The organism is Rhodanobacter sp. K2T2, assembly GCF_013408815.1.
In the GTDB taxonomy this organism is placed as follows: Bacteria; Pseudomonadota; Gammaproteobacteria; order Xanthomonadales; family Rhodanobacteraceae; genus Rhodanobacter.
The window spans coordinates 129,850-153,254 of sequence record NZ_JACCCA010000001.1 but is presented as its reverse complement, the minus strand read 5'-3'; the positions used below and the strand labels follow the sequence as shown (position 1 = coordinate 153,254).

Here is a 23,405-nt window from a genome sequence, read left to right as displayed (position 1 = left end):
ACGCGTTACCTCTTCAGATGGCCGCTTCGGCGGCGCCTGCGAAATCTTCGGGGAAATGATCCAGTGCGCTGAGCACGGGAAACGGTGCCATGCCGCCCAGCGCGCAGAGCGAACCACCGAGCATGGTCTGGCACAGATCGCGCAGCAGCACTTCGTTGCGGTCGCGTTCGGCGGTGTCGCCGGCCTTGAGCCGGTCGATCACCTCCATGCCGCGGGTCGAGCCGATGCGGCAGGGCGTGCACTTGCCGCAGGATTCGATCGCGCAGAACTCCATCGCATAGCGCGCCTGCGCGGCCATGTCGACGCTGTCGTCGAACACCACGATGCCGCCGTGACCGAGCATGCCGCCGATCGCGATAAAGGCTTCGTAATCGATCGGCGTATCCAGCTGCGAGACCGGAATATACGCGCCGAGCGGACCGCCGACTTGTATCGCACGCACCGGTCGGCCGCTGACCGTGCCGCCGCCGTAGTCTTCGATCAGCTCACGCAGGGTCAGACCGAAGGCACGCTCGACCAGACCCGCGCGCTTCAGGTTGCCGGCCAGCTGAAGAGGCAGGGTGCCGCGCGAGCGCCCCATGCCGTAATCGCGGTAGAACGCCGCGCCCTTGTCCAGAATCGTCGGCACCGAGGCCAGCGTCACCACGTTGTTGATCACGGTGGGCTTGCCGAACAGGCCTTCGATGGCCGGCAGCGGCGGCTTGAAGCGAACCATGCCACGCTTGCCTTCGAGGCTTTCCAGCAGCGAGGTTTCCTCGCCGCAGATGTAAGCGCCGGCGGCCATGCGCACGTCGAGATGAAACGCCTTGCCGCTGCCGTGGATGTCGCTGCCGAGATAACCCCCGGCAGCCGCCGTCTGAATGGCCGAGTCCAGCGCGCGCTGCGCGTGCGGGTATTCCACCCGCAGATAGATATAGCCCTGCGTCGCGCCCACAGCCAGTCCGGCGATGGTCATGCCCTCGATCAGCACGAAGGGATCACCCTCCATGATCATGCGGTCGGCGTAGGTGCCCGAATCGCCCTCGTCGGCGTTGCAGACGATGTACTTCTGCGACGCCTGCGCATCCATGCAGGTTTTCCACTTGATGCCGGCCGGAAAGGCTGCGCCGCCGCGGCCGCGCAGCCCCGAGTCGGTCACCGCCTGAACCACCTCGGGACCGCTCATGCCGAGCGCATTTTCCAGGCCGCGATAGCCGCCGTGCGCGCGGTAGTCGACGAGGCTGCGCGGATCGACGATGCCGACGCGGGCAAAGGTCAGGCGCTGCTGGCTTTTCAGATAGCCGATCTCTTCGGTCGGCCCCAGGCTCAGGGCGTGATGGCCGGTGTGCAGAAAATCCGCGTCGAACAGTCCGGCGACATCGTCCGCCTGCACCGGGCCAAAGGCGACGCGGCCCTCAGGCGTTGCGACTTCGACCATCGGTTCCAGCCAGTACAGGCCGCGCGATCCGTTGCGGACGATCCGGATCTCGAGGCCGCGCCGCTTGGCTTCCGTTGCGATAGCGCTGGCCACGGCTTCAGCGCCGAGCGATAGCGAGCCGGCATCCCGCGGCACGTAAACCGTGATGCTCATATTGCCTCCGCGGCGAGCCACGCGTCGAACTGTTTCGGCGTCACTCGGCCCTTGAGTTCATCATCCACCATGATCGCCGGCGAGCAGGCGCAGTTGCCGAGGCAGTAAACCGGCTCCAGCGTGTACGCACCATTGGCGGTGGTTTCATGGAAGTCTACGCCGAGGCGCTGCTTGATGTGCTGTTCCAGCGCCACCGCCCCCATGGCCTGGCAGGATTCCGCCCGGCAGACGTAGATGACGCGCCTGCCGGACGGTTGTCGGCGAAAGAAGTGATAAAACGTGATGACGCCATGCACGTCGGCACGAGAGAGGTTGAGCTCCCGCGCGATCAACGGCACAGACGCCTCCGGCACATGGCCCAGCGCCTGCTGCACGCCGTGCAGCACCGGCAGCAGGGCGCCCGGAACATCCTTCAGCCGGGTCGTCACCTCAAGCACCGCGGTGCGAATATCGTCGGGGATATTCGCTAGACCGCTGCGATCGGGTCCGTTGGGGTTGGCTGCACGTTTCATTACATCACCTTTCAGGGGCTTCTCAGAACAGTGCGACGGCCTTGGCCAGCGCAATGTACAAACCAATCAGAAACGGCACGCCGACCGCCAGCCACGCCAGCACGCCAACCGCACCGAAGCCGCCGCGCGCCGAGGTCTCGGCGGTGGATGTGACGCGATCCTCGTGCTGCAGCGCGCGTTCACGCGCCAATTCCGCATCGGTCATGAACACCGAGGCCTTCACCGGGCGCACCAGCGCGTTGCAGATCAAACCGAGCAGCAGCAGGCCCGCCATGATGTACAGCGTGTTGTCGTAGACGAGGTTCTTCGCCACGCCAGCGTCGAGCTGGGTCTGGCGTATCGCGGCAATAAGAAACGGACCGATGACACCGGCCGCCGACCACGCCGTGAGCAGTCGGCCGTGAATGGCGCCGACCATCTGCGTGCCGAACAGATCGGCCAGATACGCCGGGATCGTGGCAAAGCCGCCGCCGTACATGCTGAGGATCACGCAGACGGTAGCCACAAACAGACCGGCCAGGCCCAAATGACCCCAGGTCGGCAGCAGGCAGTACAGAATGATGCCGAGAACGAAGAACGCGAAATACGTGTTCTTGCGGCCGATCTTGTCCGACAGCGATGCCCAGAACAGGCGACCTAGGCTATTGAACAGGCTGATCAGTCCGACCAGTCCTGCCGCGGCGGCCACGACGGCGGCCTTCTGCGCAGCGCTGAGTGTGGCTGCTGCATCGGCAAGACCGGCGAGCTTGCCGCCGAACACGTCCTGCAGCATCGGGCTGGCCACCGCGATCACCGAAATGCCGGCGGTCACGTTGAGAAACAGCACGGCCCACAGCAGCCAGAATTGCGGCGTCTTCCACGCGCGGCTGAGATGGACATGGTTATGAGTGACCATGGTCTTGCCGGCATCCTTGGCGGCCGGCGTCCAGCCACGCGGATACCAGCCGTTGGGTGCCACGCGAAAGCCGAGTGCACCGGCTGCCATCACGATGAAATAGATCGCGCCCATCACGATAAGCGTGGTGGCGACGCCTTGCGCGCTGGTATCGGCGAAGTGCTTCATCAGCGCGGCGGCCAGCGGCGCACCGATCATCGCGCCACCGCCGAAACCCATGATGGCAAAACCGGTCGCCATGCCGCGACGATCGGGAAACCACTTGATCAGCGAAGACACCGGCGTGATGTAACCGAGCCCGAGACCGACGCCGCCGAGCACGCCGCAGCCGAGAAAGACCAGCCACAGCTGATGGCTCGACACACCGAGGCCGCCGATGATCAGGCCGCCGCCCCAGCACAGCGCCGCGACGAAACCGGCCTTGCGCGGGCCGGCGTGCTCCAGCCAGCCGCCCCACAGCGCTGCCGAAATGCCGAGCACCGCGATAAACGTTTCGAAGATGTGTGTGACCTGCGCCACGGTCCAGTTGCAATTGGTACTGGTCAACGCGGCGAAAAAGCCGAGGTTCGCGCAGGTGGCAGCGTCGGTGGTACTGAGCAGTTTGGACATCGGCAGCCAGAACACCGAGAAGCCGTAAGCCATGCCGATGCACAGATGGATGGCCAACGCGGCCGGCGGAACCAGCCAGCGATTGAACTTTGGTCCTGCGATAGTGCGTTCCCGCGCGAAAAAACCCGGAGAGGCCCCTGTCCCCGCGGATGAAACAACTGCTTCTGGTACCCCTGCCATGAGCGTTCTCTCACTAATGAGTGTATGAATGTCAAATATCCGGCGATGCCGAACGTACCAGGCGAGCGCGTCTTGCGATCACTGCTTTTGAACGTGTCACTGGCGACCAAGTGAAACTTTCACGCTGGATATTTCAATGCGTTACTCCGCGATCAAGTGCGTTGGACACCGCTGCCCATGGATGCCAGTGTCATTCGGACAGCGACTGACACTACCGGCAGCTTGCTTTCGCTTCACCGCTTCCGCTATCCGTACCATGCACGGTTGCCGTACCAAGTATCACGCTGCAACGCAGTAAAAATTTTGGTGCGAGGAAAGGTCGCTGATACCAACCTTCGCCGGCGATTTTTGCGGCGAAACGTGCGGCTCGACCGCCAATCCGTGGTTCGCCGCGACAATGTGTCAGCGTCAGGGCTTGGCGGCGCCGCCGTACGTGAGAAACTTGCCGCTTGACTCTAAGAGCCCGTCTCGGCACCCGATGATCAACTACACCCAGGCACTCGAACGACTTCTGGCGCAGATCGGCCCGCTGCCGAGGGAAAACTGCGTGCTCGGCGATGCCGTGGGGCGGGTGCTGGCGAAGGCCGTTACCAGTTCGATCGCGCTGCCTTCGTTCGATCACGCGGCGATGGATGGCTACGCTTTGAACGCCGCGACGCCGTGGGCGGCCGGATCGGAACACGCCATATACGGCTCGCACGCCGCAGGCGATGCCTTGCACGAGGCCAGTCAACACGAGGTCGGGCATGGCGCCTGCGAGATCATGACCGGCGCGTCGCTGCCCGAAGGCCTCGATGCGGTGATCGCCGTCGAGCGCACCGAATGCCTCGCCACCGGCCCCACCGGTATGCCGACGCGAATCCGCCTGCGCGACGCGTTGCGTGCCGGCGACAACGTGCGCTACGCCGGCTCCGACGTGGCGCCGGGTGCGCAGGTGTTGTCGGCGGGAACACGTATCGGGTCGGCCCAGATCATGCTGCTGGCCGCCCTGGGTGTTGCGACGGTGCCCGTCGTGACGCGACCGCGTGTGGCGATCATTTGCACGGGCAAGGAGCTGCAGTCCGATCCGACCCATCCACTGGGCGCCGAGCGCATTCACAACTCCAACGGGCCTTATCTTGTCGCGGCGCTGGGCGCGGCCAACGCGCGGGTGCTTGCGTGCGAGGCGGTGGACGATACGGCAGTGACTTATGCCGGCGCCCTGCAGCGCGCCATCGAGGCCGGCGCCGACCTGGTGGTCAGCACCGGCGCCGTCTCGATGGGCCGCTACGACTTCGTGCCGGACACGCTGCGCCGTTTTCATGCGCAGCTACTGTTCCACAAGGTGGCTATTCGTCCCGGCAAGCCCCTGCTGGCCGCCAGGCTCGCGAATGGCCCGCTGGTTATCGCGCTGCCGGGCACGCCGATGGCGGTCGCGGCCGGTTTGCGCTTTATCGTGATGCCGGCCTTGCGCGAGATGAGCGGGCAGGGCGGCGAACCGGCCATGCATGCCCTGCTCGACACACCTCAGCAGCCCAAAGCCGGCCTGCGGCACTTTCTGCGAGCCAGCCTCTATCAGCATTCGGACGGCCAAATGCACGTCACCGTTACCGAACAGCAGCAGCCCTTCCGCATTCGCCCGTTCGCCGACGCCGATGTCTGGGTCGTGCTTCCCGAAGACGCCGGCGACTGTCCTGCCGGAACCCGAGTGCAGGTGGTCGGCGTTGAACCCGGCGAGTCGCCACGTTTGCGTGTCGCGCACTGACGGCCGGTTTATCGAGTGCTCTTATGAAACTGCAGATTGAAGGCCAGCACCTGCGCGTGCGCATCGACGAAGACGAACTCGCGCGCCTGCTAGCCGGTGAGGCGATCCATGCGCGCACCCGTTTCGCCAACGCGTTTTCCGTCGGCTTCGAGTTGTGCCTGGTGGAAACCGAAGCGGCAAACCTGACAGGGAAGGCCGAGGCCTGGAAAATCGCGCTGCCGGAGGCCGCCGTGCGCGAACACGCGAGCCGTCTGCCGACGCGCGAAGGCTTGCGGTTTTCTCTCTCGGGCGCCGGCGTCGAGGACGTGCTGACCCTGCTTTTTGACGTCGACGTGCGTGATAGCGTGAGGCGTCGCCGATCGTCCTAGCGGCGATCGGCCATCCGAGCGATCACCAGATCAGATCGTCCGGCACTTCGAACTGCTTGTAGAACGCGTCCTCGTCGCTTTCCGACTGGCTCGCATCGGCGCGACCGTGATCCAGCACGATCATCGCCGGATCACGCGCATAGACCTTGTCCACCGCGACGCGCGGCAGCAGTTCGTAACCCTGATCGTGGCGCACGATCGCCAGCGTACCGCTGGCCAGCTGTGCCCGCAGCGCTTCGTTGACCAGCACGCTCTTGATCGCCGCGGCGTCGGTGAAGCGATAGGCGATCTCGCCCTCGCGCTTCACCTTGTGTGCCTCGACGATCTGGCGCACCTGCGCGCGCTGCTCGGCGGCGCGTGCCGCCGCATTGCGATCGGCTGCCAGCGCGCGATCGCGCTCGGCGCGTTCGGCCTGCAGGCGCTGCGCGTCGACCTGTTCGGTCAGCGCTGGCGTCGGGGTTTTGCCGTGGCGTTGCTTGGTCTGCTCGCGCACGACTTGAGCGGCCTTGGTCTTGTTGACCAGGCCGGCTTTGAGCAGCTGTTCCTGCAGAGGATTGCGCATGGGGATCGATGGGGTGGTAGGTGATATCCGAGCGTTCTATTGTAGCGCCGCTGCCTGGTGGTATCGGTCCACTGGCCACGACAAGTACACGTCGGACCTTCGATATTCGCGTTTGAAAGCCTCATTCCCGCGCGGCATTTTTCATGCTGCAACGAAGCGTGGAATCGCCGAAAGCCTGTGCTAGCGTGCCGTTCGGCAGGCGCGCAAGCCCATCCGACGCCGTGCCGCGCGGCCATCGGCCGCGGCACCTATCAGAGGCTCCAGCCATGTCATCGATTACTGCCACGTTTGACTATATCGTCGTCGGCGCGGGGCCGGCCGGTTGCGCTACCGCCACGCGGCTGGCGAAAGCGCGGCCAGGCGGCACCGTGCTGCTGCTGGAAACCGGGCCGGCCAAGAGCGGCGTGCTGTCGGATGTACCCGTGGGCGTAGCGGGCCTCGTGCCGTTTCAAAACGCACGCAACTATTCCTATCTCACCGTGCCGCAGCCGGGCCTCGGCGGACGGCGCGGCGTGCAGCCGCGCGGGCGCGGCGTGGGTGGCTCCAGCCTGATCAACGCGATGATCTATATGCGTGGCCAGCACGAGGACTACGACGATTGGTCGAACGCCGGCGCCGTCGGCTGGTCGTGGCGTGAGGTGATGCCGTATTTCCTGCGCGCGGAGAACAACGAACGCGGCGCCAGCGAATGGCACGGCACCGGCGGGCCATTGAATGTGGCCGACCTGGCCAGCCCCACCGATTGCGCCAAAAATTTCATCGAGGCCGCCCAGCAGTGCGGCCACCCGCTGAATCCAGACTTCAACGGCGCCACGCAGGAGGGCATAGGGCAGTATCAGGTCTTCCAGAAGAACGGCAGCCGCTACAACGCCGCCCGCGCCTATATCGGTGGCCTGGCGCCCAAGAATCTCACCGTCATCGCCACGACGCAGGTCGAGCGCGTGCTGATCGAGCAGGGCCGTGCGACCGGCATCCGCTGTGTCGACGGCAAGGTATTTGCCGCGCGTGCCGAAGTGGTGCTCTCCGCCGGCGCCTTCGGCACGCCGCAGCTGCTGATGATGTCGGGCATCGGTCCAGCCGATCACCTTCGCTCCATGGGCATCGACGTGCTGCACAACAGCCCCGAGGTCGGCGGCAATCTGCAGGACCATCTGGACTTCACTATCTGCCGCGCCACCAACGACCGCGAGCTGCTCGGCATCGTGCCGTCGGTGTTTCCGCAAATCCTGCGGGCGATCAAGCCGTACAGGCAGGGTACCGGCATGCTGACCAGCAACGTGGCCGAGGCGGGTGGTTTCCTGAAAACGCGCAAGGAGTTGGATCGCCCGGATATCCAGTTGCATCTGTGCATCGGCATCGTCGACAACCACAACCGCAAGACGCATCTCACGCGCGGACTCAGCCTGCACGTATGCAACCTGCGGCCGCAGAGCCGCGGTGTGGTGCGGCTGGCGTCGAACGATATCCGCAAGGCGCCGATGATCGATCCGGGTTACCTGTCGCATCCCGGCGATCTGGACACGCTGGTGGCGGGCACGCGCATCGCGCAGAGCATTCTGGCGGCGCCGGCGTTTGCGCGTTACGCCGGCAAGACTTATTACAACGCCGACAGCGCGGACGAGAACGTGCTGCGCCAGAGCATTCGCGATCATGCCGACACCATCTACCACCCTGTCGGTACCTGCCGCATGGGTAGCGATGCGCAGGCGCCGGTCGATCCGCAATTGCGCGTACGCGGCGTGAGTCATCTGCGTGTTGCCGATGCCTCGATCATGCCCACGTTGATTTCGGGCAACACCCAGGCGCCCAGCGCGATGATCGGCGAGCGCGCCGCGGACTTTATCTTGGGCGTGCGCGAGGTTTCTGCTGCGGCGGTGACCGAGATGATGTCGTAGGCTTCCTCGCCGATGCGTTTCCCGTAAATTTTTGTGCCGATCAATCCACCGTGGGATTTCAGCGCGTAGTCCGGCATCACGCCACTGCGCTTGCATCCCGGTGCCCCACCATGAAAGGGCACGGCCTTAAGCCGAAGCGCGGCTGGCGGTTCACAAGGCCTTACGACTCTAGGTTCACGATGGGCAAACTTTCCCTGAACAGTGGCCAGAGAAGTCATCTTTCAACGCAGTGGCGGCATCGGAGGACGTAACCTTTCGTTGCTCCAGGGCGAATGGCACAGGTCGGGCACTTATCCACGAACGCATTACTCAACCAAGGACAGACACATGAACACGATCGCACTCCAGCGCAAGGCCATCCTCACCGCCATGGCAGCAGGGCTCGCCCTTACTGCATGCACGACTGTCGTTGCCGCCGATCAGCCGGCGACACCGGTGCATATCCGCGGCACCGTGCTTGCGGTAACCGACGCAGGCTTCACCGTGCAGACGCCTGCCGGCACGCAGACGATTGCCGTGGCTCCCGATACCAAGATCACCGGCGTGGTGCCAAGCACCCTCGACGCGATCAAGGCCGGCACGTTTATCGGTACTGCCAATGTGCCCGGTACCTCCGGTGCCCGCGCACTCGAAGTCGTGGTGTTCCCCGATGCGATGAAGGGCTCCGGGTTGGGCGATTACGCCTGGGATCTGCCGGCCAAGAGCGGTGCTGCCTCAGCCATGACCAATGGCAGCGTCATGGCTTCGGCGATGACCAGCGGCACCGTCAAGACGATGAAGCATCCGGCCATGTCGGCGATGACCAACGGTACGGTCAAGACTTCCACTGGCAGCGGCGCACGCACGCTCGTGGTCGACTACGGCAAGGGCGAAAAGACCATCAATGTGCCGGCCAACGTACCGGTAGTGACCTTCCAGGCGGCCGACAAGACGGCCATCGTCAAGGGCGCGCACGTGTTCGTGGTCGGCAAACCGGGTAATCCGGTCGGTGCTGGTCTGGTGGCTGTCGGCCTCAACGGTACGGTGCCGCCGATGTAATGGTGCGTTTCGCACTTGCGAGAAATCGCAGGTGCGATGCTTGAAAACGGGATGGCCTTGCTCGCGTCGCGAACAAGGCCTTTTCGATGACGCAATGTTTCAAGCCGTCTGGCGGGCCGACACGATCTTTACCGGCACCGACTTGTACGCCGGCGTGCCCGAACGTTCGTCGTAATTTTCCAGGGCGACCAGCGAGTTGCCTTCCGGGTAGTACATCGCCACCGAGCCCCGGGCGATCTCGTAAGCCACCGCCGTGTATCCGCGCACGGCGCGCGGGTCGCTGCCGTTGGTCTGGCTGGACACGGTTTCCACGTCGATGCGGTCGCCGTGCTGCAGGCCGCGCGCTGCCAGATCGCCGGGATGGATGAAGATCACGTCGCGCCGACCGGTGATGCCGCGATAGCGATCGTCCATGCCGTAGATCGTGGTGTTGTACTGATCGTGCGAGCGGATGGTGGTGAGCGTAAGCGCGTCCTTGATTTCCGGACCGTCCTCGTCCAGCCCTTTGCCGACGAGAAAGTGCGCGCGCTTGTCGGGCGTCGCCCAGATCCGTTCGCAGGCGGCGATATACAGGCGGAAGCCGCCGGGGTTGCGCACGCGTTCGTTGAAATTCTTGAAAATCGGAAACACCGCTTCGATGCTGTCGCGGATCAGGTCGTAATCGTCGATCATCGCCTGCCAGTCGACCTTGGTATTCGGCAGCGTCGCCATCGCCATCATCGCGACGATAGCCGGCTCGGAGCGCAGCGTCTGCGCCGCCGGCTTCAGCCGACCTTGCGAGGCATGCACCATCGACATCGAATCTTCCACTGTCACCGACTGGAAACCGCCGGCCTGCAGGTCCAGCTCGGTACGACCCAGGCAGGGCAGGATGATCGACTCGCGCGCCAGAATCAGGTGCGAGCGATTGAGTTTGGTCGCGATATGTACGGCCATATCGAGTTTGGCCATCGCTGCAAACGTGGCTTCCGGGTCGGACATCGCCACGGCCAGATTGCCGCCGAGGCAGATCAACACCTTGGATCGGCCGTCGCGTATCGCCTTGACCGCCTCTACCGCATCGTGCCCGTGCGCGCTCGGCGGCTCGAAGCCGAAGCGCTTGCGGATGCCATGGAGCAGCTCGTCATTGGGTTTTTCGGTGATGCCGACCGTGCGATCGCCCTGCACGTTGGAGTGTCCGCGCAGCGGACAGATGCCTGCGCCCTCACGGCCGATATTGCCGCGCATGAGCAGCAGGTTGGCGATGTGATGCACATTCTCGGTGCCGTGCCTGTGCTGGGTGATGCCCATGCCGTAGCAGACGATGACGCGTTCGGCGTTGACGTAGACCGACGCTGCCGCCTCGATATCGGCGCGCGACAGGTCGGATTTGCGCTCGATCGTCTCCCAGGTCGTGACGTTGAGATCGTCTACCAGCGCGTCTAGGCCGACCGTATGCTGGGCGATAAACGCGTCGTCCAGCTTGCCCGGTCCACCGGCCGCGCGATCGGCGGCATCGGCGGCCAGCACGTACTTCATCATGCCCTTGAGCACGGCCACGTCGCCGCCGACCTTGACCTTGTAATAGGTAGTGGCGAGCTGGGTGGCGTTGCCGGTCAGCATTTCCGCCGGGCTCTGCGGGGAGACAAAACGCTCCAGCCCGCGCTCGGGCAACGGGTTGAACACGATGATCAGCGCGCCGCGCTGCGCTACTTCGCGCAGGGTGCCGAGCATGCGCGGGTGGTTGGTACCGGGGTTGTGGCCGATCGAGAAGATCGCATCGCAGTGGTCGAAGTCTTCCAGCGATACCGTGCCCTTGCCGACGCCGATCGACTGCGGCAGGCCGACGCTGGTGGCTTCGTGACACATGTTGGAACAGTCGGGGAAATTATTGGTACCGTACTCGCGCGCAAACAGCTGATAGAGGAATGCGGCTTCGTTCGACGCGCGGCCGGAGGTATAGAACTCGGCCATATTCGGATCGGGCAGGGCGCGCAGGCCGGCCGCGATGCGCTGCATCGCTTCCTCCCACGACACTTCCCTATAGGTATCGCTCGCCTTGTCGTAGGCCAGCGGATGCGTGAGTCGGCCTTCGTCCTCCAGCTGATGATCGTGCCAGCCCCACAGCTCGCTCACCCTGTGCTTTGCAAAAAAATCCGGCGTGGCGCGCTTCGACGTCGCTTCCCAACTGACTGCCTTGGCGCCGTTCTCGCAGAACTCGAACGACGAGGTGTGCTTCGGATCGGGCCACGCGCAGCCGGGGCAGTCGAAGCCGTTCGGCTGATTCATCCGCCGCATCGCAGAGGTTTCGCGCACCACCGCCATCTGCTTGCTGATGGCGCCGGCCACCGCTCGCAATGCGCCCCAGCCACCGGCGGGGCCGTCGTATTCGCCAACGCCGGGAACCTTTTTCTCACTCATGGACTATCACCTTGCTCGATGCCGGAGGCTCAGTAGCGAATGCTGCGCTGGCAAATGATGTTACGGCATGCGTGGGAATGGTGTGACCGTTTGCCGCCTAATCGAGGCGATTGGCCGCTAACTGCGATCGCGCCAGCTTCAAGTCATCGGGGCTGTCGACGTCGATGATGCCTTGCCATGTGAACGACTCCACGCGGTCGTTCTCCCGCCGGAGCAAGGCCCGAGCGCCTCGGTCGCCGGACCAGTGCATCAATTCGGTCAGGCAGTCCTGCGGAAAAAGGGTCGGTGGCCCGGCTACGCCATGTTGCTCCGTCGCCAGAATTCGGTCGGGCTTTTGCCGATGCCGCGCCAGCATTCGGGTGTAGCAAGCTGTTCTCAGCAGCGGCTGATCGGCGAGGCACAGCAGGGCGCCGGTGGCTTGGGGATAGCGATCGACCACGTAGCGGATGCCGGCAGCGAGCGAGCTGCCCATACCGTCGGCCCAGCCGGCGTGGTGGACGATATGAAGCGGCAAGTCGGACAGCGCGGCGCCGACTTGCCCGGCGTTGGCGCCGGTCACGACGATGAGTGCTACACCGGTGGCGAGCGCCGTGCGGGCAGCGCGATGAACCATCGTTTCGCCATCGATATCGGCCAGCTGCTTGATGCCGCCGAAGCGCCGGCTTTCACCGGCGGCCAGCAGCACGATCACCGGCGCACTGTCGCGGCGTTCGGCCATCAGTGGATCGCGCCTTCGTTGTCGCGCAGCGGGCCCCCGCTGCGGCCGTTGATCACGGCCATGATTTCGGCGGCGACGGCGAGGGCGATTTCCTCGGGTGTTTCCGAACCGATATCCAGGCCTGCCGGCGCATGCAGCCGAATGCCCTTGAGCTGTACATCGCCACGCATGCGGCCCACGCGCTCACGCGAACCCAGGGTGCCGAGATAGGCGACCGGCGCATCGCGCAGCGCGGCGAGGTAAGCCATGTCGCGTTCTATATTGTGGGTCATCACTACGACCGAGCTGTGCGCATCCAGCGGCAGCGCGTCGCGAACCTTGTCCGGTGCCGCGCAGACGGCGCGCAGTCCAGCGGGCAGGTCGATGGCCGCAAGGCGCTCGGGATCGTGATCGACCAGGGTCGTCTGCCAGCCCAGCGCGCTTGCCACGGGCAGCAGCGCGCGCGCGGCGGCGCTGTCGCCGATCACGATCAACGCGTGCGGCGGTGCGACCGGTTCCACCAGTACGTCGACCTTGCCTTGCATGCAGCTCAGGTGCAGGGCAACCGGGCGTGCCGCGTCGTTCGAGGCGATGGCGTCGAAGATCGCCTGCATCACGGCGGCATCGCCGATGCTGTCGTAAAGCACCTCGTCGCCGCACCACAGCAGACGCTGCGGCGGCACCACCGCGCTGTCGACGGCGAACACCGTGGCCATGCGGGCGCTGCGCCGCTGCGCCATGCAGTCGGCCAACGCGTCGACGAAGTCCATCGCCTTGGGCGCCAGCAGCGGTTCGAGTAGCACCTCAAGCTCGCCGCCGCAGCCCATTTCCATCAGCACATCGAGGCCGGATTCGGCGTTGTAGCTGACCAACCGCGGCGCGCCGTTTGTCATCACCTCCAGCGCGCGCTGCACGATGTCGCGCTGCGGGCAGCCGCCGGAGAGTTCGCACACCACGCTGCCGTCAGCCAGCACGAGCATGCGCGTGCCGGCGCGACGAAAGGTCGAGCCGCGCGTGCGCACCAGGGTGGCCAGGGCGGCTCGGGGCTGCGCATCGTGCGACAGCGTGCGCAGCGCGGCGATCAGCGTGGCGAGTTCTTGCGCCGAATTCATGCCTACCTCGAAGTGGAATCGGAAAAATCAGGGTGCGCCCCAGGACACAGCATAGGCTGCGCGCGGCGCCAACGCAGCGGGCCGATCATGCGACTGACCGGCCCGCTGCGTTGCGCCCGACATGCGGTGGTACTCAGGCGACTTTCGACACCAGCAGATCCTCGACGTGCACCGGCAGGTCGCGTACGCGTATGCCGGTGGCGTGATGTACGGCCGCGGTGACCGCCGCCGCCAGCCCGGCGATACCGATTTCGCCAATGCCGCGCGCACCCATCTCGTTGAGCTTGGTGTCGGGGTAGTCGAGGAACACCACGTCGATATCGGGCGCGTCGGCGTGGGTCACCATGACGTAGTCGGCGAGGTTGCTGTTGATCGCCATGCCGTTGCGCGCGTCGTAGCGGGTTTCCTCGAACAGCGCCATGCCGATGCCCATGGTCACCGCACCCTCGATCTGGTTGCGGCCGGTCATCGGGTTGATGATCTTGCCGGCGTCGATCACGCTGACCACGCGCCTGACGCGCAGCTGGGCGATCGCCGGCTCCCAGCTCACCTCGACGAAATGCGCGCCGTAGGAGTGCGACGAATATTTCGGGTGCTTGTCGTTCATCGTGCCCTTGGCCTTGCCGCTGCCCTCGACGTGGCCGAGGCGTGCGGCGGCCAGAACGTCCTCGAAGCGACGGCCCCGATCGGCCGATTCGTTTTTGCGATGCACGCGGCCGTCGGTGAAAGCCAGCTCGTCCGCATCGATCTTGGCGAACGCTGCATCGCTTTCGCTGGCGCTTTTCAGAAGTTGCTCGATAGCCTCGCGTGAGGCCTCGGCCACCGCGGGGATCAGCGACGCCGTGGCCATGGACCCGCCTGAGAAGGGACCGGCCGGCAGGCTACTGTCACCGATCACCACCTTGACCTTGTCCATGTCGACGCCGATCAATTCGGAGACCATCTGCGCCAGCATCGTATAGGTGCCGGTGCCGATGTCCTGCGTGCCGCTGGCCACGCGCACGCTGCCGTCGGCGTTGATCATCACGCTGGCGGTGGCGTCGGCGCGCGAGGCAATCCAGCTGCATGCGGCCATGCCCCAGCCCAGGATCACGCCCTTGTCGCGCATCGAGCCCACCGCAGGGTTGCGCTTCGACCAGCCGAATGTTTCCGCACCGGTGGTCAGGCATTCCTTCAGATGTCGCGACGAGAACGGTATGTTCTTGCTTTCGTCGATTTCTGGCTCGTTGATCAGGCGCAGTTCGACCGGGTCCATCTTCAGGGCGATGGCCAGCTCATCCATGGCCGATTCCACCGCGTACAAACCGGGCACTGCGCCGGGACCGCGCATAGAGGTGTTCGGCGCGATATCGCGACGGGCGAAGGCCGAGGTCACGCGCAGGTTCGGCGTGCTGTACAGAAAACCGGTCGCCTCGCCGCAGTCTTCCTTGGTGTCGTCCAGGCGCGAGCTGTGCTGGATGAAATCCTGCTGCAGCGAGACCAGCTTGCCGTCCTTGCCGGCGCCGAGTCGCACGCGCTGCTGCGTGTTGGTGCGGTGGCCGACGTTGTGAAACATCATCTGCCGCGTCACCACCAGCTTGATCGGGCGATGCAGGTCGCGCGCGGCTGCGGCCGCCAGCAGCGCGTGCGGCCACGGCCACAGCTTGCCGCCAAAGCCAGAGCCGAGATATTCGGTGATCACGCGCAGATTCTCCTGCGGCACGCCGAGCATCTTCGCCATCACCGCGCGGTGATTCATGATCGCCTGCGAAGTTTCGTACAAGGTGAAGCGCTCGCCGTCCCACAGCGCCACGCTGGCATGCAGCTCGATCGGATTGTGCGTTTCCGGCGGGGTGGTGTAGACGTGGTCGACGGTGACGGCCGCTTTGCTGAAGGCCTTGTCCGGATCGCCGCGCTCGGTGTCGGTTTCCGGCTTCTCGTCCGGGCTGAGTTTCATGCGGACATCGGGAGCTTTCGTGCCGGCGTAGGTCGCCACCACCTTGTCGGCCGCCGCGGTGGCCTGCTCGAAGGTGTCGGCAACGACCATGGCCACATACTGGCCGTAGTAGCGCACCTCGTCGTCTTCCAGCGGCGGGCGGCGTTCGTCGATCTGCGCCTTGCTCGATTTGGGGACGCGATAGAACGTGCCGATGTTTTCGCGCGTGTAGATTTTCTGCACGCCGGGCATGGCCGCCGCTGCCGCGGTATCGATCGACTGGATCGTGCCGCTGGCGATGCGCGCGCACACGGGCACGGCGTAGAGCATGCCGGGAAAGTGGAAGTCGGAGCTGTAGCGCGCTACGCCGCTCACCTTGAGCGGCCCGTCGATGCGCGTGGCCGAGCGGCCGATGACGGGCAGGGACGTGGTGGCCGTTTTATCGCTGGATGGGGTGTCGGTAGACATGGGCGGTTCCTCGAAACATCGATCTCGAATTGTCGGTACGCGCGAAGCAGGCGATCGTGGCGACGCGGTCAGACGTTCGCTACGGTGGCGAGCGCATGCGTGAGACAGCGCTGCGCCAGATCTACCTTGAAGGCGTTCTCGCTCTGCGGCTGCGCGTCGCGCAGGGCGACGGCCGCCGCGGCGGCGAAATTTTCCGGCGTGGACGCCTGCCCATGCAGGGCTTTCTCCGCCTCCGGCGAACGCCACGGCTTGGTGCCGACGCCGCCGAGCGCAATGCGCACGTGGCTGATCTTGCCGGCGTCCGTGGCGAACACCACGGCGGCCGACGCCAGGGCGAACTCGTACGAGGCGCGATCGCGCAGTTTCAGGTAGTGCGAGCGCGCACCCTTGACCGGCGCAGGCAGCAGCACATGGGTGATCAGATCGCCCGGCTGCAGCAGCGTTTCGCGCTCCGGCGTGGTGCCCGGTAGCAGGAAAAACGCGTCGATCGGCACCTGCCGCTCGCCCTGCGTGCCTTGCACCACGATCACCGCCTCCAGCGCCGCCAGCGCCACATTCATGTCCGACGGATTGGTGGCGATGCAGTGATCGCTGGTGCCGAGAATGGCCAGATTGCGGTTGGCGCCCTTGATCGCCGAGCAACCGCTGCCCGGCTCGCGCTTGTTGCACGGCATGTCGGCATCGCGGAAGTAATTGCAGCGCGTGCGCTGCAACAGGTTGCCGCCGGTACTGGCCATATTGCGCAGCTGCGCGGACGCACCGGCCAGCAGTGCCTCGGACAGCACCGCGTAATCGCGCTGCACGACCGGGTGGTGGGCAAGGTCGCTGTTGCGCACGAGCGAGCCGATCTTCAGCCGTCCATCGGCCAGCGTCTCCACCTCGCTCAACGGCAGATGATTGATATCGACCACCTGCTGCGGTCGCTCCACGTTGAGCTTCATCAGGTCGATCAGGGTAGTGCCACCGGCGACGAAACGTACTTCGGCACCCTGTTGGGCGGTACTGGCACTGGCCGCCGCCGCGATCGCATCGCGCGTCTGACTGGCACGCGAATAGGTAAAAGGTTCCATGTCTCGCTCCTCAGGCTTTGCGGACCTGCTGAATCGCCGCAACGATGTTGGAATACGCGCCGCAGCGGCAGATGTTGCCGCTCATGGCTTCCTTGACGTCGGCATTGGCCGAGCCACAGGGTTCATGCAATAGCGCGGTGGCCGACATGATCTGGCCCGACGTGCAGTAGCCGCATTGGTAGCCGTCGTGCTGCAGAAACGCCTGCTGCATCGGATGCAGGCTGCCGGGTTTACCGAGGCCTTCGATGGTGGTGATCTCGTCGCCTTCGTGCATGGCGGCAAGACTCAGGCAGGCGTTCACCCGTCGACCATTTACATGAACCGTGCAGGCACCGCATTGCCCGTGATCGCAGCCTTTTTTGCTGCCGGTGAGCTGCAGGTGATCGCGCAACGCGTCGAGCAGCGTCGTGCGCGGGTCGACGCGCAAGGTCTGGTTGCTGCCGTTGACTTTCAGCTTCAAGGAAAGCTTTCCGGGGTCGGCATCCTTGATTTCCGCGGTGGCAGCGAGCGGCACCGCATGGCCGGCCTTTGGCAAACCCAGACCGGTGGCCGCACCGGTCACGCCGACCATCTGCAGGAAATTTCTGCGGCTCAGCGTGGCACTATCGATCGGTGCGTGGGTGGCGGGAACGTCGGCTCCCGATTTCTTCTCGGACATGGCTGGCTCCTGAGGCTGGCTTGGTCGCGTTGAATGGCGTTACGCAGAACCTTCCATGGGCTGCGTTAAAAGAGGGGTCGAGCGGGGGCGGGCAGGGGACAAGGCAGCAGGGTCATGCTGCGATGGTGCGTTCTGGACCAGGTGGCGCGTTTCGGACAATCCAGTCATGGACGACAGACGCAGGCTATCGAGCGCCAAGTCAACTTTCGGTGAGCTTGGTTTGCGTCGTCTGTGGCAGGCATTTGCAGGTGCAGGCGCCTATATATTTACAAACATATATTACATATATAAACTATAATCACACGAGCCAAACGGTATGCGCCAGTGAACAACAGCTTTGCTCCCACCGAACAGCGTCTGGCAGTCACCTGCAAAAAGTACCCTTCTTTTCCCATGGGTCCGGGCAAGCTGGCACGCCTGATCAAGCACATTCACAAGGCGATGCACGATGACGCCAACGCCATCCTCAAGCCTTACGGGATCAATCATCCCGAATACAACCTGATGATGATGATTTACGGCACGGAAAGCGGCACGATGCTGCCATCGGAGTTGGCCGAGGCAGCTGGCGAGAAATCGGCCAATATCACCCGCCTGACCAACGAGCTGTGCGAAAAGGGGCTGGTCGTGCGCGCCAGCAGCGCCGAAGATCGACGCAAGGTGGAGCTGAGCCTCACCCCAGCCGGTCTGGCTCTGATCAACCGTTTTCTGCCCGACATCTGCGGGCTGCTGGAGCGTCAGGGCCGCGACCTGAGTTCGGCCGAGCAAAAACAGCTGGAGAAGCTGCTGAAAAAAATGTTGAACGGACTATCCGCCTAAGGCGCATCGCATGTCAGTCGACGCTACCGCTATCGTCTCGCCGCCAACGCGTACTGTCGTTGTCGACACGCTACGCGACGAAGCGGGCGTGTGGCTGTTCGTATTCAAAACCCTGCTGGCGTTTTACCTGACCGGCTGGCTGGCCATGCGCTTTTCGCTGGCGCAGCCGTCGACGGCCATGCTTACGGTCATCATTGTGGCCAACCGCCAGTCCGGCATGGTGCTGGCCAAAAGCTTTTACCGGGCGATCGGCACGCTGGCCGGCGCGGTCGCCGCGTTCGTTATCGTGGGATTGTTTCCACAACAGCGTGAACTGTTTCTGCTGGCCTTGTCGCTGTGGATCGGGCTGTGCGCCGGTGGCGCCACGCTGTATCGCAATTTCAAATCGTATGCCTTCGTGCTGGGCGGCTATACCGCCGCGATTATCGCGGTGCCGGTGATCAATCATCCGCCGGCGGTGTTCGATTCCGCCGTGGCACGCATCAGCGAGGTGCTGCTGGCGCTGATGGTGAGCGGCGCGGTGAACGACGTCGTGTTGCCCAGCCGCATGCGTGACGTGCTGCGTCGTACGGCAAGGGCGCAGTTCGCGCATTTCATCGGCTTCGTCCAGGGCAGTACCGGCGGCACCATTCCACGCGACGCGATGGAAAATGCCCACCTGCGTTTCGTGCGCGATGCGGTGACGCTGGAAGACCTGCGCAGCTCGGTGATCTTCGAAGACGCCGAAGCGCGTGCACGCAGCGGCCATCTGAAATTGTTCAACCAGCGCTTCATGGCGGCCTCGACCAGCTTCCAGTCGCTGCACCACCTGATCAACCGCCTGCAGCGCAATGGGCAAACGGCGTCGGCGAAAGCGATCATCGAACTGTACGCCCCGATCGGCGCTGCGCTCGATACCCCGATCGAGGCCGGTGCCGCCGCGGCCATCCTGCTGCCGCGACTCGTTGCTGCACGCAAGACCATGGCCGCGCGCGCGCCTCTCCTGCGTCATAGCCTGATCGGGCCAAACGCCGTGCGCGATTTCGATACCGGTGCCAGCCTGCTGTTGCGCTTTGTCGAAGAACTGCACGACTACGTCGAATCGGCCGCCTCGCTGCAGGCGCCCAGGCTGGTCCTGCGCACGCCCGAGCGCGTGAACTTCGAGCGCGGCAATGACTTCGCCAGTGCGGGTCTGGCCGTGTTTCGCACCACGCTGACCATGCTGGTGCTGGGCATGTTCTGGATCGACTCGGCGTGGCCGATGGGTGGCAGCGCCATGCTTATCGCCACTATCTTCGCGGGGCTGTTTGCGACGGCCGCCGATCCGGTGCGCGCCACCCGGTCGATACTGGCCGGCTACGCCACTGGCATGACCGCCGGATTTTTATGCGTGTTTTTCGTGCTCACCCGAATGGATGGCTACGGTCTGCTGGTCGCCGGCACCGCGCCTTTTCTGATGGTGGGATTGATGTTGCTGATGCGGCCTTCGGTCGCCAGCTATGGGCTGGGTGGCTGCATGGGCTTTGCCTATATTCTGGCGGTGAAGAACCCGATGGTCTTCGACCCGTCCAGCTTCCTCAACGACGTGATCGCCCAGCTGATCGGCCTGAGTGCCGCAGCGATCGCGTTTATCGTGGTGCCGCCGGCGATCGGCAGCCATTGGCTGCGGCGACGCCAGCTGGAGCGGCTGCGCCGCCAAGTGACGCTGGCCGCGGAAGCACCGTTGGCCGGATTGCGCCAACGCTTTGAAAGCGTCAACCACGATCTCTTCAGCCAGATCGTGGCGCAGACCGCGCCCGGCAGCGCCGATTCCCGCGCGCTGATCGCCTGGGCGCTGGCCGTGCATGAAACCGGGGGCGCGCTGATCGCTCTGCGTCAGGATCGGTTGACCCACCGCATGCCGGAAGAGGTCGATCGATGCATCGCTGTAGCGATCGACGCGTTGGCTCGCTTCTACGAGCGGCCCGATAGCGCAGGTTATGCGCGCACGCGCGACGCCGTCGCCAACGCCATCGACCGAGCCTCCGCCGAGCCCAGCGCACGACCGCTGCTCGACCATCTGCATCTGATCCGGCTGGCGCTGCTCGATGGCGAGTCGGCCATCGCCGATTACATGTCGCCGACGCCGGCGGCCCAGGAGTCGACCCATGCCTCGTGAAATTGCTCTGGGTGATGCGCTGGTGCCCGGGCTACTGCTGCTGTTCGTTTTTTCGCTGGCGCTGCTGTGGTTGATCGACTGGCTCGCCGGTCGCTTCGGACTTTATCGACTGGTCTGGCACCCGCCGGTGTTCCGACTCGCGCTTTTCGTTTGTGTCTTCGGTGGCCTTGCGCTACTCCTGTTTTGAGAATGACCATGAAAACTGCCACGCTGATTCGTTTCGTTGTGACTTTCATCGTTGTGCTGGCGGCGGTTATCGTCGGGCATACGCTGTGGAAGCACTATATGTATTCGCCCTGGACGCGCGACGGACGCGTGCGTGCCGAGATCGTGCGCATGGCGCCCGACGTGTCGGGTCTGGTGACCAAGGTCGATGTGGTCGACAACCAGACGGTGAAGAAAGGCGATCGGCTGTTCGAGATCGACCCGTCGCGATACCAGAATGCGCTCGATCTGGCCAAGGCCAACGTGGCCGCGGCGCAGGCGGCCGCCCGCGCGGCCAGGGCGAACGTGGAAGCGGCGGCGGCCGCTGCCGTGCAGAGCAAATCGTCGTACGGCATGGCGGCCGAGCAGTCGAGCCGCCGGCAGCGACTCAGCGACGTGGTGTCGGAGGAAGCGCGCGCCGATGCACGCTCGGCTGCCGATGCCGCGCGTGCCGGTTTGAACAAGGCGCAGGCGGGCCTGGATCAGGCGATGGCGGCCGAACAGCAGGCGCAGGCGGCGGTTACCCAGGCGCAAGTTTCCGTCGCGGCCGCCCAGCTCAATCTGGATCGCACCGACGTCCGCGCACCCACCGATGGCTATGTCACCAATCTGCTGGTGCGCGTCGGCGACTATGCCAGTGCGGGCGCGCCGCGGCTGGCGTTGATCGACAGCCATTCCTATTGGGTCTACGGCTATTTCGAGGAAACCAAGCTGCCGCAGGTGCGCATCGGCGATACGGTTGATATCCGCCTGATGAGCGGCGGCGTGCATCTGCATGGCACCGTGCAGAGCATTGCCCGCGGCATCACCGATGCCGGCAATCCGACCGGATCGGATCTGCTGTCCGACGTGAACCCGACCTTCAACTGGGTGCGGCTGGCTCAGCGCGTGCCGGTGCGCGTGGCGATCGATACCGATCACCTGCCGGCCGGCACCGTGCTGGCCGCCGGCATGACGGCCACGTTGATCGTGCATCCGCACAAGGCCGACGATGCCGATACCAAGGCGGCCGCGACGCCATGAACCGTTCTCTGAACCCATGGATTCGCGCCGTCGCACTGGCGCTGAGTATCGCGCTGACCGGCTGCGTCAGCACGGGCGGCCTGCACACCACCGGCCAGCTGACCGACACGGCCAGTCTCAAATCCGAACGCAGCCTCGCCGACGTATCGCTCAGCCCGACGGCATGGCCCGCGCAGGATTGGTGGGTGAGCTTCGGCGATCCGCAGCTGAGCGCGTTGATCGACGAGGCGCTGAAGAACAATCCGTCGCTGGCCGAAGTGGAGGCGCGCGCGCATCGGGCGCAGGCCGCCGCCGATGGGCTCGATGCGGCGCGCGATCCGCAGGTGGGGCTGGACGCCAGCGCCATCGGCGCCAGGCTTTCGAGCAAGGATCCGGTCTATCCCGAATACGCCCTCGGCAGCTTTGCCTGGGCCAAGTCGGTGACCGCCGGATTTTCGTGGGATCTGGATGTATGGGGCGGCAAGCGCGCCGCGTGGGAGGCGGCGCTGGGGCGCAGTCGCGCGGCGCAGATCGATGCGCATGCCGCACGTATCCAGCTGTCGGTGAATGTGGCGCGCGCGTATGTCAGGCTGGGTTACGCGTTCGCGCAACAGGACGTGGCCGAGGCCGAACAGCAGCGCGCCAGCAAGTCGCTGACGATTACGCGTCGACTGGTGGAGGGCGGGCTGGGCACGACGCAGGAGGCATACCTGGCCGACTCGCAGGTCGCCAGTGCCCAACAGCAGGAAGTGCAGGCGGATCGCGCCATCGATGCCGCGCGCAGCAGCCTCGCTGTGCTGCTGGGGCAGGGCCCCGATCGCGGGCTCGCCATCACTCGCCCCCATCTGCTCGATCAGGGCAAGATCGCGCTGCCGGAGCAACTGTCGGTCGGCTTGCTGGGACGCCGCGCCGATCTGGTCGCCGCACGCTGGCAGGTCGAAGCGGCCGCCAAGGACATCAAGGCCACGAAGACCGAGTTTCTGCCCAATATCAGCCTCAGCGCGATGGCCGGCGTGGTGGCCGTCGGCGACAGCACCAACGTGTTTCAGCTGCCGGCGCGCACGTTCAGCGTCGGCCCGGCGCTGAGCTTGCCGATCTTCGACGGCGGCCGCCTGCGCGCCAAGCTGGCCGCCAGCGACTCGGTCTACGACGCATCGGTGGCGCGCTACAACAGCCTGCTGGTGGCGGCCATCAACGAAGTATCCGATCAGGTCTCGGCGCTGACCTCGGTGCGCCAACAGATCGAACTGGAAAAACGTGCGCAGGACGACGCACGCAAAAGTTGGGAGCAAGCGCTTGCCGGATACAAAGGTGGCGTGAGCGGGCCGCTGGCTCCGCTGATCAGCCGCCAGCAATTGCTGCTGGCCGATCAGCGCATCGCGGCGCTGGAAAGCCAGCAGGCCGATATTTCGATCCGTTTGATCGAGGCGCTGGGCGGCGGCTACGGCGTGGAGGCATCCTCCGCGGCGAATCAGGCAAGAGCAGGGCAGACATCCCGGTAGCTCGATGCGGTGATTTTTCGGCGATTCGCTCGGGCCATGGTTTCACTG

At 64.8% G+C, this 23,405-nt stretch carries 19 protein-coding genes; 9 read left to right on the top strand and 10 right to left on the bottom strand.

Going from position 1 to position 23,405, the window contains the following annotated elements; translation table 11 throughout:
* Positions 1 to 13: 13 nt before the first annotated feature.
* From HDE78_RS00580 to HDE78_RS00570, 3 genes are read right to left on the bottom strand one after another with little or no spacing between them, the layout of a single operon-like run.
* Positions 14 to 1,570 (bottom strand): NADH-quinone oxidoreductase subunit NuoF, encoded by a 1,557-nt coding sequence (locus HDE78_RS00580; RefSeq protein ID WP_179476587.1) that lies wholly within the window; start codon positions 1,568 to 1,570, stop codon positions 14 to 16.
* The gene (locus HDE78_RS00575; RefSeq protein WP_179476586.1) at positions 1,567 to 2,082 is read right to left on the bottom strand and encodes a formate dehydrogenase subunit gamma; all 516 of its coding nucleotides are present in this window, start codon (positions 2,080 to 2,082) and stop codon (positions 1,567 to 1,569) included. The genes HDE78_RS00580 and HDE78_RS00575 overlap by 4 nt, the downstream gene beginning before the upstream one ends.
* Positions 2,083 to 2,104: 22 nt before the next feature.
* Entirely contained in the window at positions 2,105 to 3,766 is a 1,662-nt protein-coding gene (locus HDE78_RS00570) for an OFA family MFS transporter (RefSeq protein WP_179476585.1), read from the bottom strand.
* A 478-nt stretch (positions 3,767 to 4,244) separates the two neighbouring features.
* On the opposite strand from HDE78_RS00570, the gene HDE78_RS00565 reads away from it, so the two are divergent.
* Both HDE78_RS00565 and HDE78_RS00560 read left to right on the top strand, forming a co-directional pair.
* The gene (locus HDE78_RS00565; protein WP_179476584.1) at positions 4,245 to 5,510 is read left to right on the top strand and encodes a molybdopterin molybdotransferase MoeA; all 1,266 of its coding nucleotides are present in this window, start codon (positions 4,245 to 4,247) and stop codon (positions 5,508 to 5,510) included.
* A 23-nt stretch (positions 5,511 to 5,533) separates the two neighbouring features.
* Complete coding sequence (locus HDE78_RS00560) at positions 5,534 to 5,878, top strand: hypothetical protein (protein WP_179476583.1); 345 nt, start codon at positions 5,534 to 5,536, stop codon at positions 5,876 to 5,878.
* A gap of 22 nt (positions 5,879 to 5,900) precedes the next feature.
* Here HDE78_RS00560 and HDE78_RS00555 read toward each other — a convergent pair whose 3' ends face one another.
* The gene (locus HDE78_RS00555) at positions 5,901 to 6,440 is read right to left on the bottom strand and encodes a DUF2058 domain-containing protein (protein ID WP_179476582.1); all 540 of its coding nucleotides are present in this window, start codon (positions 6,438 to 6,440) and stop codon (positions 5,901 to 5,903) included.
* A 266-nt stretch (positions 6,441 to 6,706) separates the two neighbouring features.
* Between HDE78_RS00555 and HDE78_RS00550 the strand changes: the two genes are divergently transcribed.
* Both HDE78_RS00550 and HDE78_RS00545 read left to right on the top strand, forming a co-directional pair.
* Positions 6,707 to 8,335: an FAD-dependent oxidoreductase gene (locus tag HDE78_RS00550; RefSeq protein WP_179476581.1), complete on the top strand. Its 1,629-nt coding sequence runs from the start codon at positions 6,707 to 6,709 to the stop codon at positions 8,333 to 8,335.
* 327 nt (positions 8,336 to 8,662) lie between these two features.
* A complete protein-coding gene (locus HDE78_RS00545; RefSeq protein ID WP_179476580.1) occupies positions 8,663 to 9,373 on the top strand; it encodes a metal ABC transporter permease in 711 nt (236 codons plus the stop codon).
* A 99-nt stretch (positions 9,374 to 9,472) separates the two neighbouring features.
* Here the strand turns inward: HDE78_RS00545 and HDE78_RS00540 are convergent, their stop codons facing one another.
* The 6 genes from HDE78_RS00540 to HDE78_RS00515 form a co-directional block, all read right to left on the bottom strand.
* Positions 9,473 to 11,773 (bottom strand): FdhF/YdeP family oxidoreductase, encoded by a 2,301-nt coding sequence (locus HDE78_RS00540; RefSeq protein ID WP_179476579.1) that lies wholly within the window; start codon positions 11,771 to 11,773, stop codon positions 9,473 to 9,475.
* A gap of 97 nt (positions 11,774 to 11,870) precedes the next feature.
* On the bottom strand, positions 11,871 to 12,491 hold the full coding sequence (locus HDE78_RS00535; protein WP_179476578.1) for a nucleotidyltransferase family protein: 621 nt from the start codon (positions 12,489 to 12,491) through the stop codon (positions 11,871 to 11,873).
* The gene (locus HDE78_RS00530) at positions 12,491 to 13,582 is read right to left on the bottom strand and encodes an XdhC/CoxI family protein (RefSeq protein WP_179476577.1); all 1,092 of its coding nucleotides are present in this window, start codon (positions 13,580 to 13,582) and stop codon (positions 12,491 to 12,493) included. The genes HDE78_RS00535 and HDE78_RS00530 overlap by 1 nt, the downstream gene beginning before the upstream one ends.
* A gap of 133 nt (positions 13,583 to 13,715) precedes the next feature.
* Complete coding sequence (locus HDE78_RS00525) at positions 13,716 to 15,965, bottom strand: xanthine dehydrogenase family protein molybdopterin-binding subunit (RefSeq protein WP_179476576.1); 2,250 nt, start codon at positions 15,963 to 15,965, stop codon at positions 13,716 to 13,718.
* A gap of 68 nt (positions 15,966 to 16,033) precedes the next feature.
* Positions 16,034 to 17,035: a xanthine dehydrogenase family protein subunit M gene (locus tag HDE78_RS00520; RefSeq protein WP_179476575.1), complete on the bottom strand. Its 1,002-nt coding sequence runs from the start codon at positions 17,033 to 17,035 to the stop codon at positions 16,034 to 16,036.
* A gap of 10 nt (positions 17,036 to 17,045) precedes the next feature.
* Positions 17,046 to 17,693 carry a 2Fe-2S iron-sulfur cluster-binding protein gene (locus HDE78_RS00515; protein WP_179476574.1) on the bottom strand — a complete coding sequence of 216 codons (648 nt, stop codon included), beginning with the start codon at positions 17,691 to 17,693 and terminating at the stop codon, positions 17,046 to 17,048.
* Between the two features lie 324 nt (positions 17,694 to 18,017).
* Here HDE78_RS00515 and HDE78_RS00510 point away from each other — a divergent pair, with 324 nt between their 5' ends.
* From HDE78_RS00510 to HDE78_RS00490, 5 genes are read left to right on the top strand one after another with little or no spacing between them, the layout of a single operon-like run.
* On the top strand, positions 18,018 to 18,512 hold the full coding sequence (locus HDE78_RS00510; RefSeq protein ID WP_345776012.1) for a MarR family transcriptional regulator: 495 nt from the start codon (positions 18,018 to 18,020) through the stop codon (positions 18,510 to 18,512).
* Positions 18,513 to 18,522: 10 nt separating this feature from the next.
* Positions 18,523 to 20,649: an FUSC family protein gene (locus HDE78_RS00505; protein ID WP_179476573.1), complete on the top strand. Its 2,127-nt coding sequence runs from the start codon at positions 18,523 to 18,525 to the stop codon at positions 20,647 to 20,649.
* Entirely contained in the window at positions 20,639 to 20,836 is a 198-nt protein-coding gene (locus HDE78_RS00500) for a DUF1656 domain-containing protein (RefSeq protein ID WP_179476572.1), read from the top strand. The genes HDE78_RS00505 and HDE78_RS00500 overlap by 11 nt, the downstream gene beginning before the upstream one ends.
* Before the next feature lie 8 nt (positions 20,837 to 20,844).
* On the top strand, positions 20,845 to 21,876 hold the full coding sequence (locus tag HDE78_RS00495; RefSeq protein WP_179476571.1) for an HlyD family secretion protein: 1,032 nt from the start codon (positions 20,845 to 20,847) through the stop codon (positions 21,874 to 21,876).
* Positions 21,873 to 23,357 carry an efflux transporter outer membrane subunit gene (locus HDE78_RS00490; RefSeq protein WP_179476570.1) on the top strand — a complete coding sequence of 495 codons (1,485 nt, stop codon included), beginning with the start codon at positions 21,873 to 21,875 and terminating at the stop codon, positions 23,355 to 23,357. The genes HDE78_RS00495 and HDE78_RS00490 overlap by 4 nt, the downstream gene beginning before the upstream one ends.
* Positions 23,358 to 23,405: the final 48 nt, after the last annotated feature.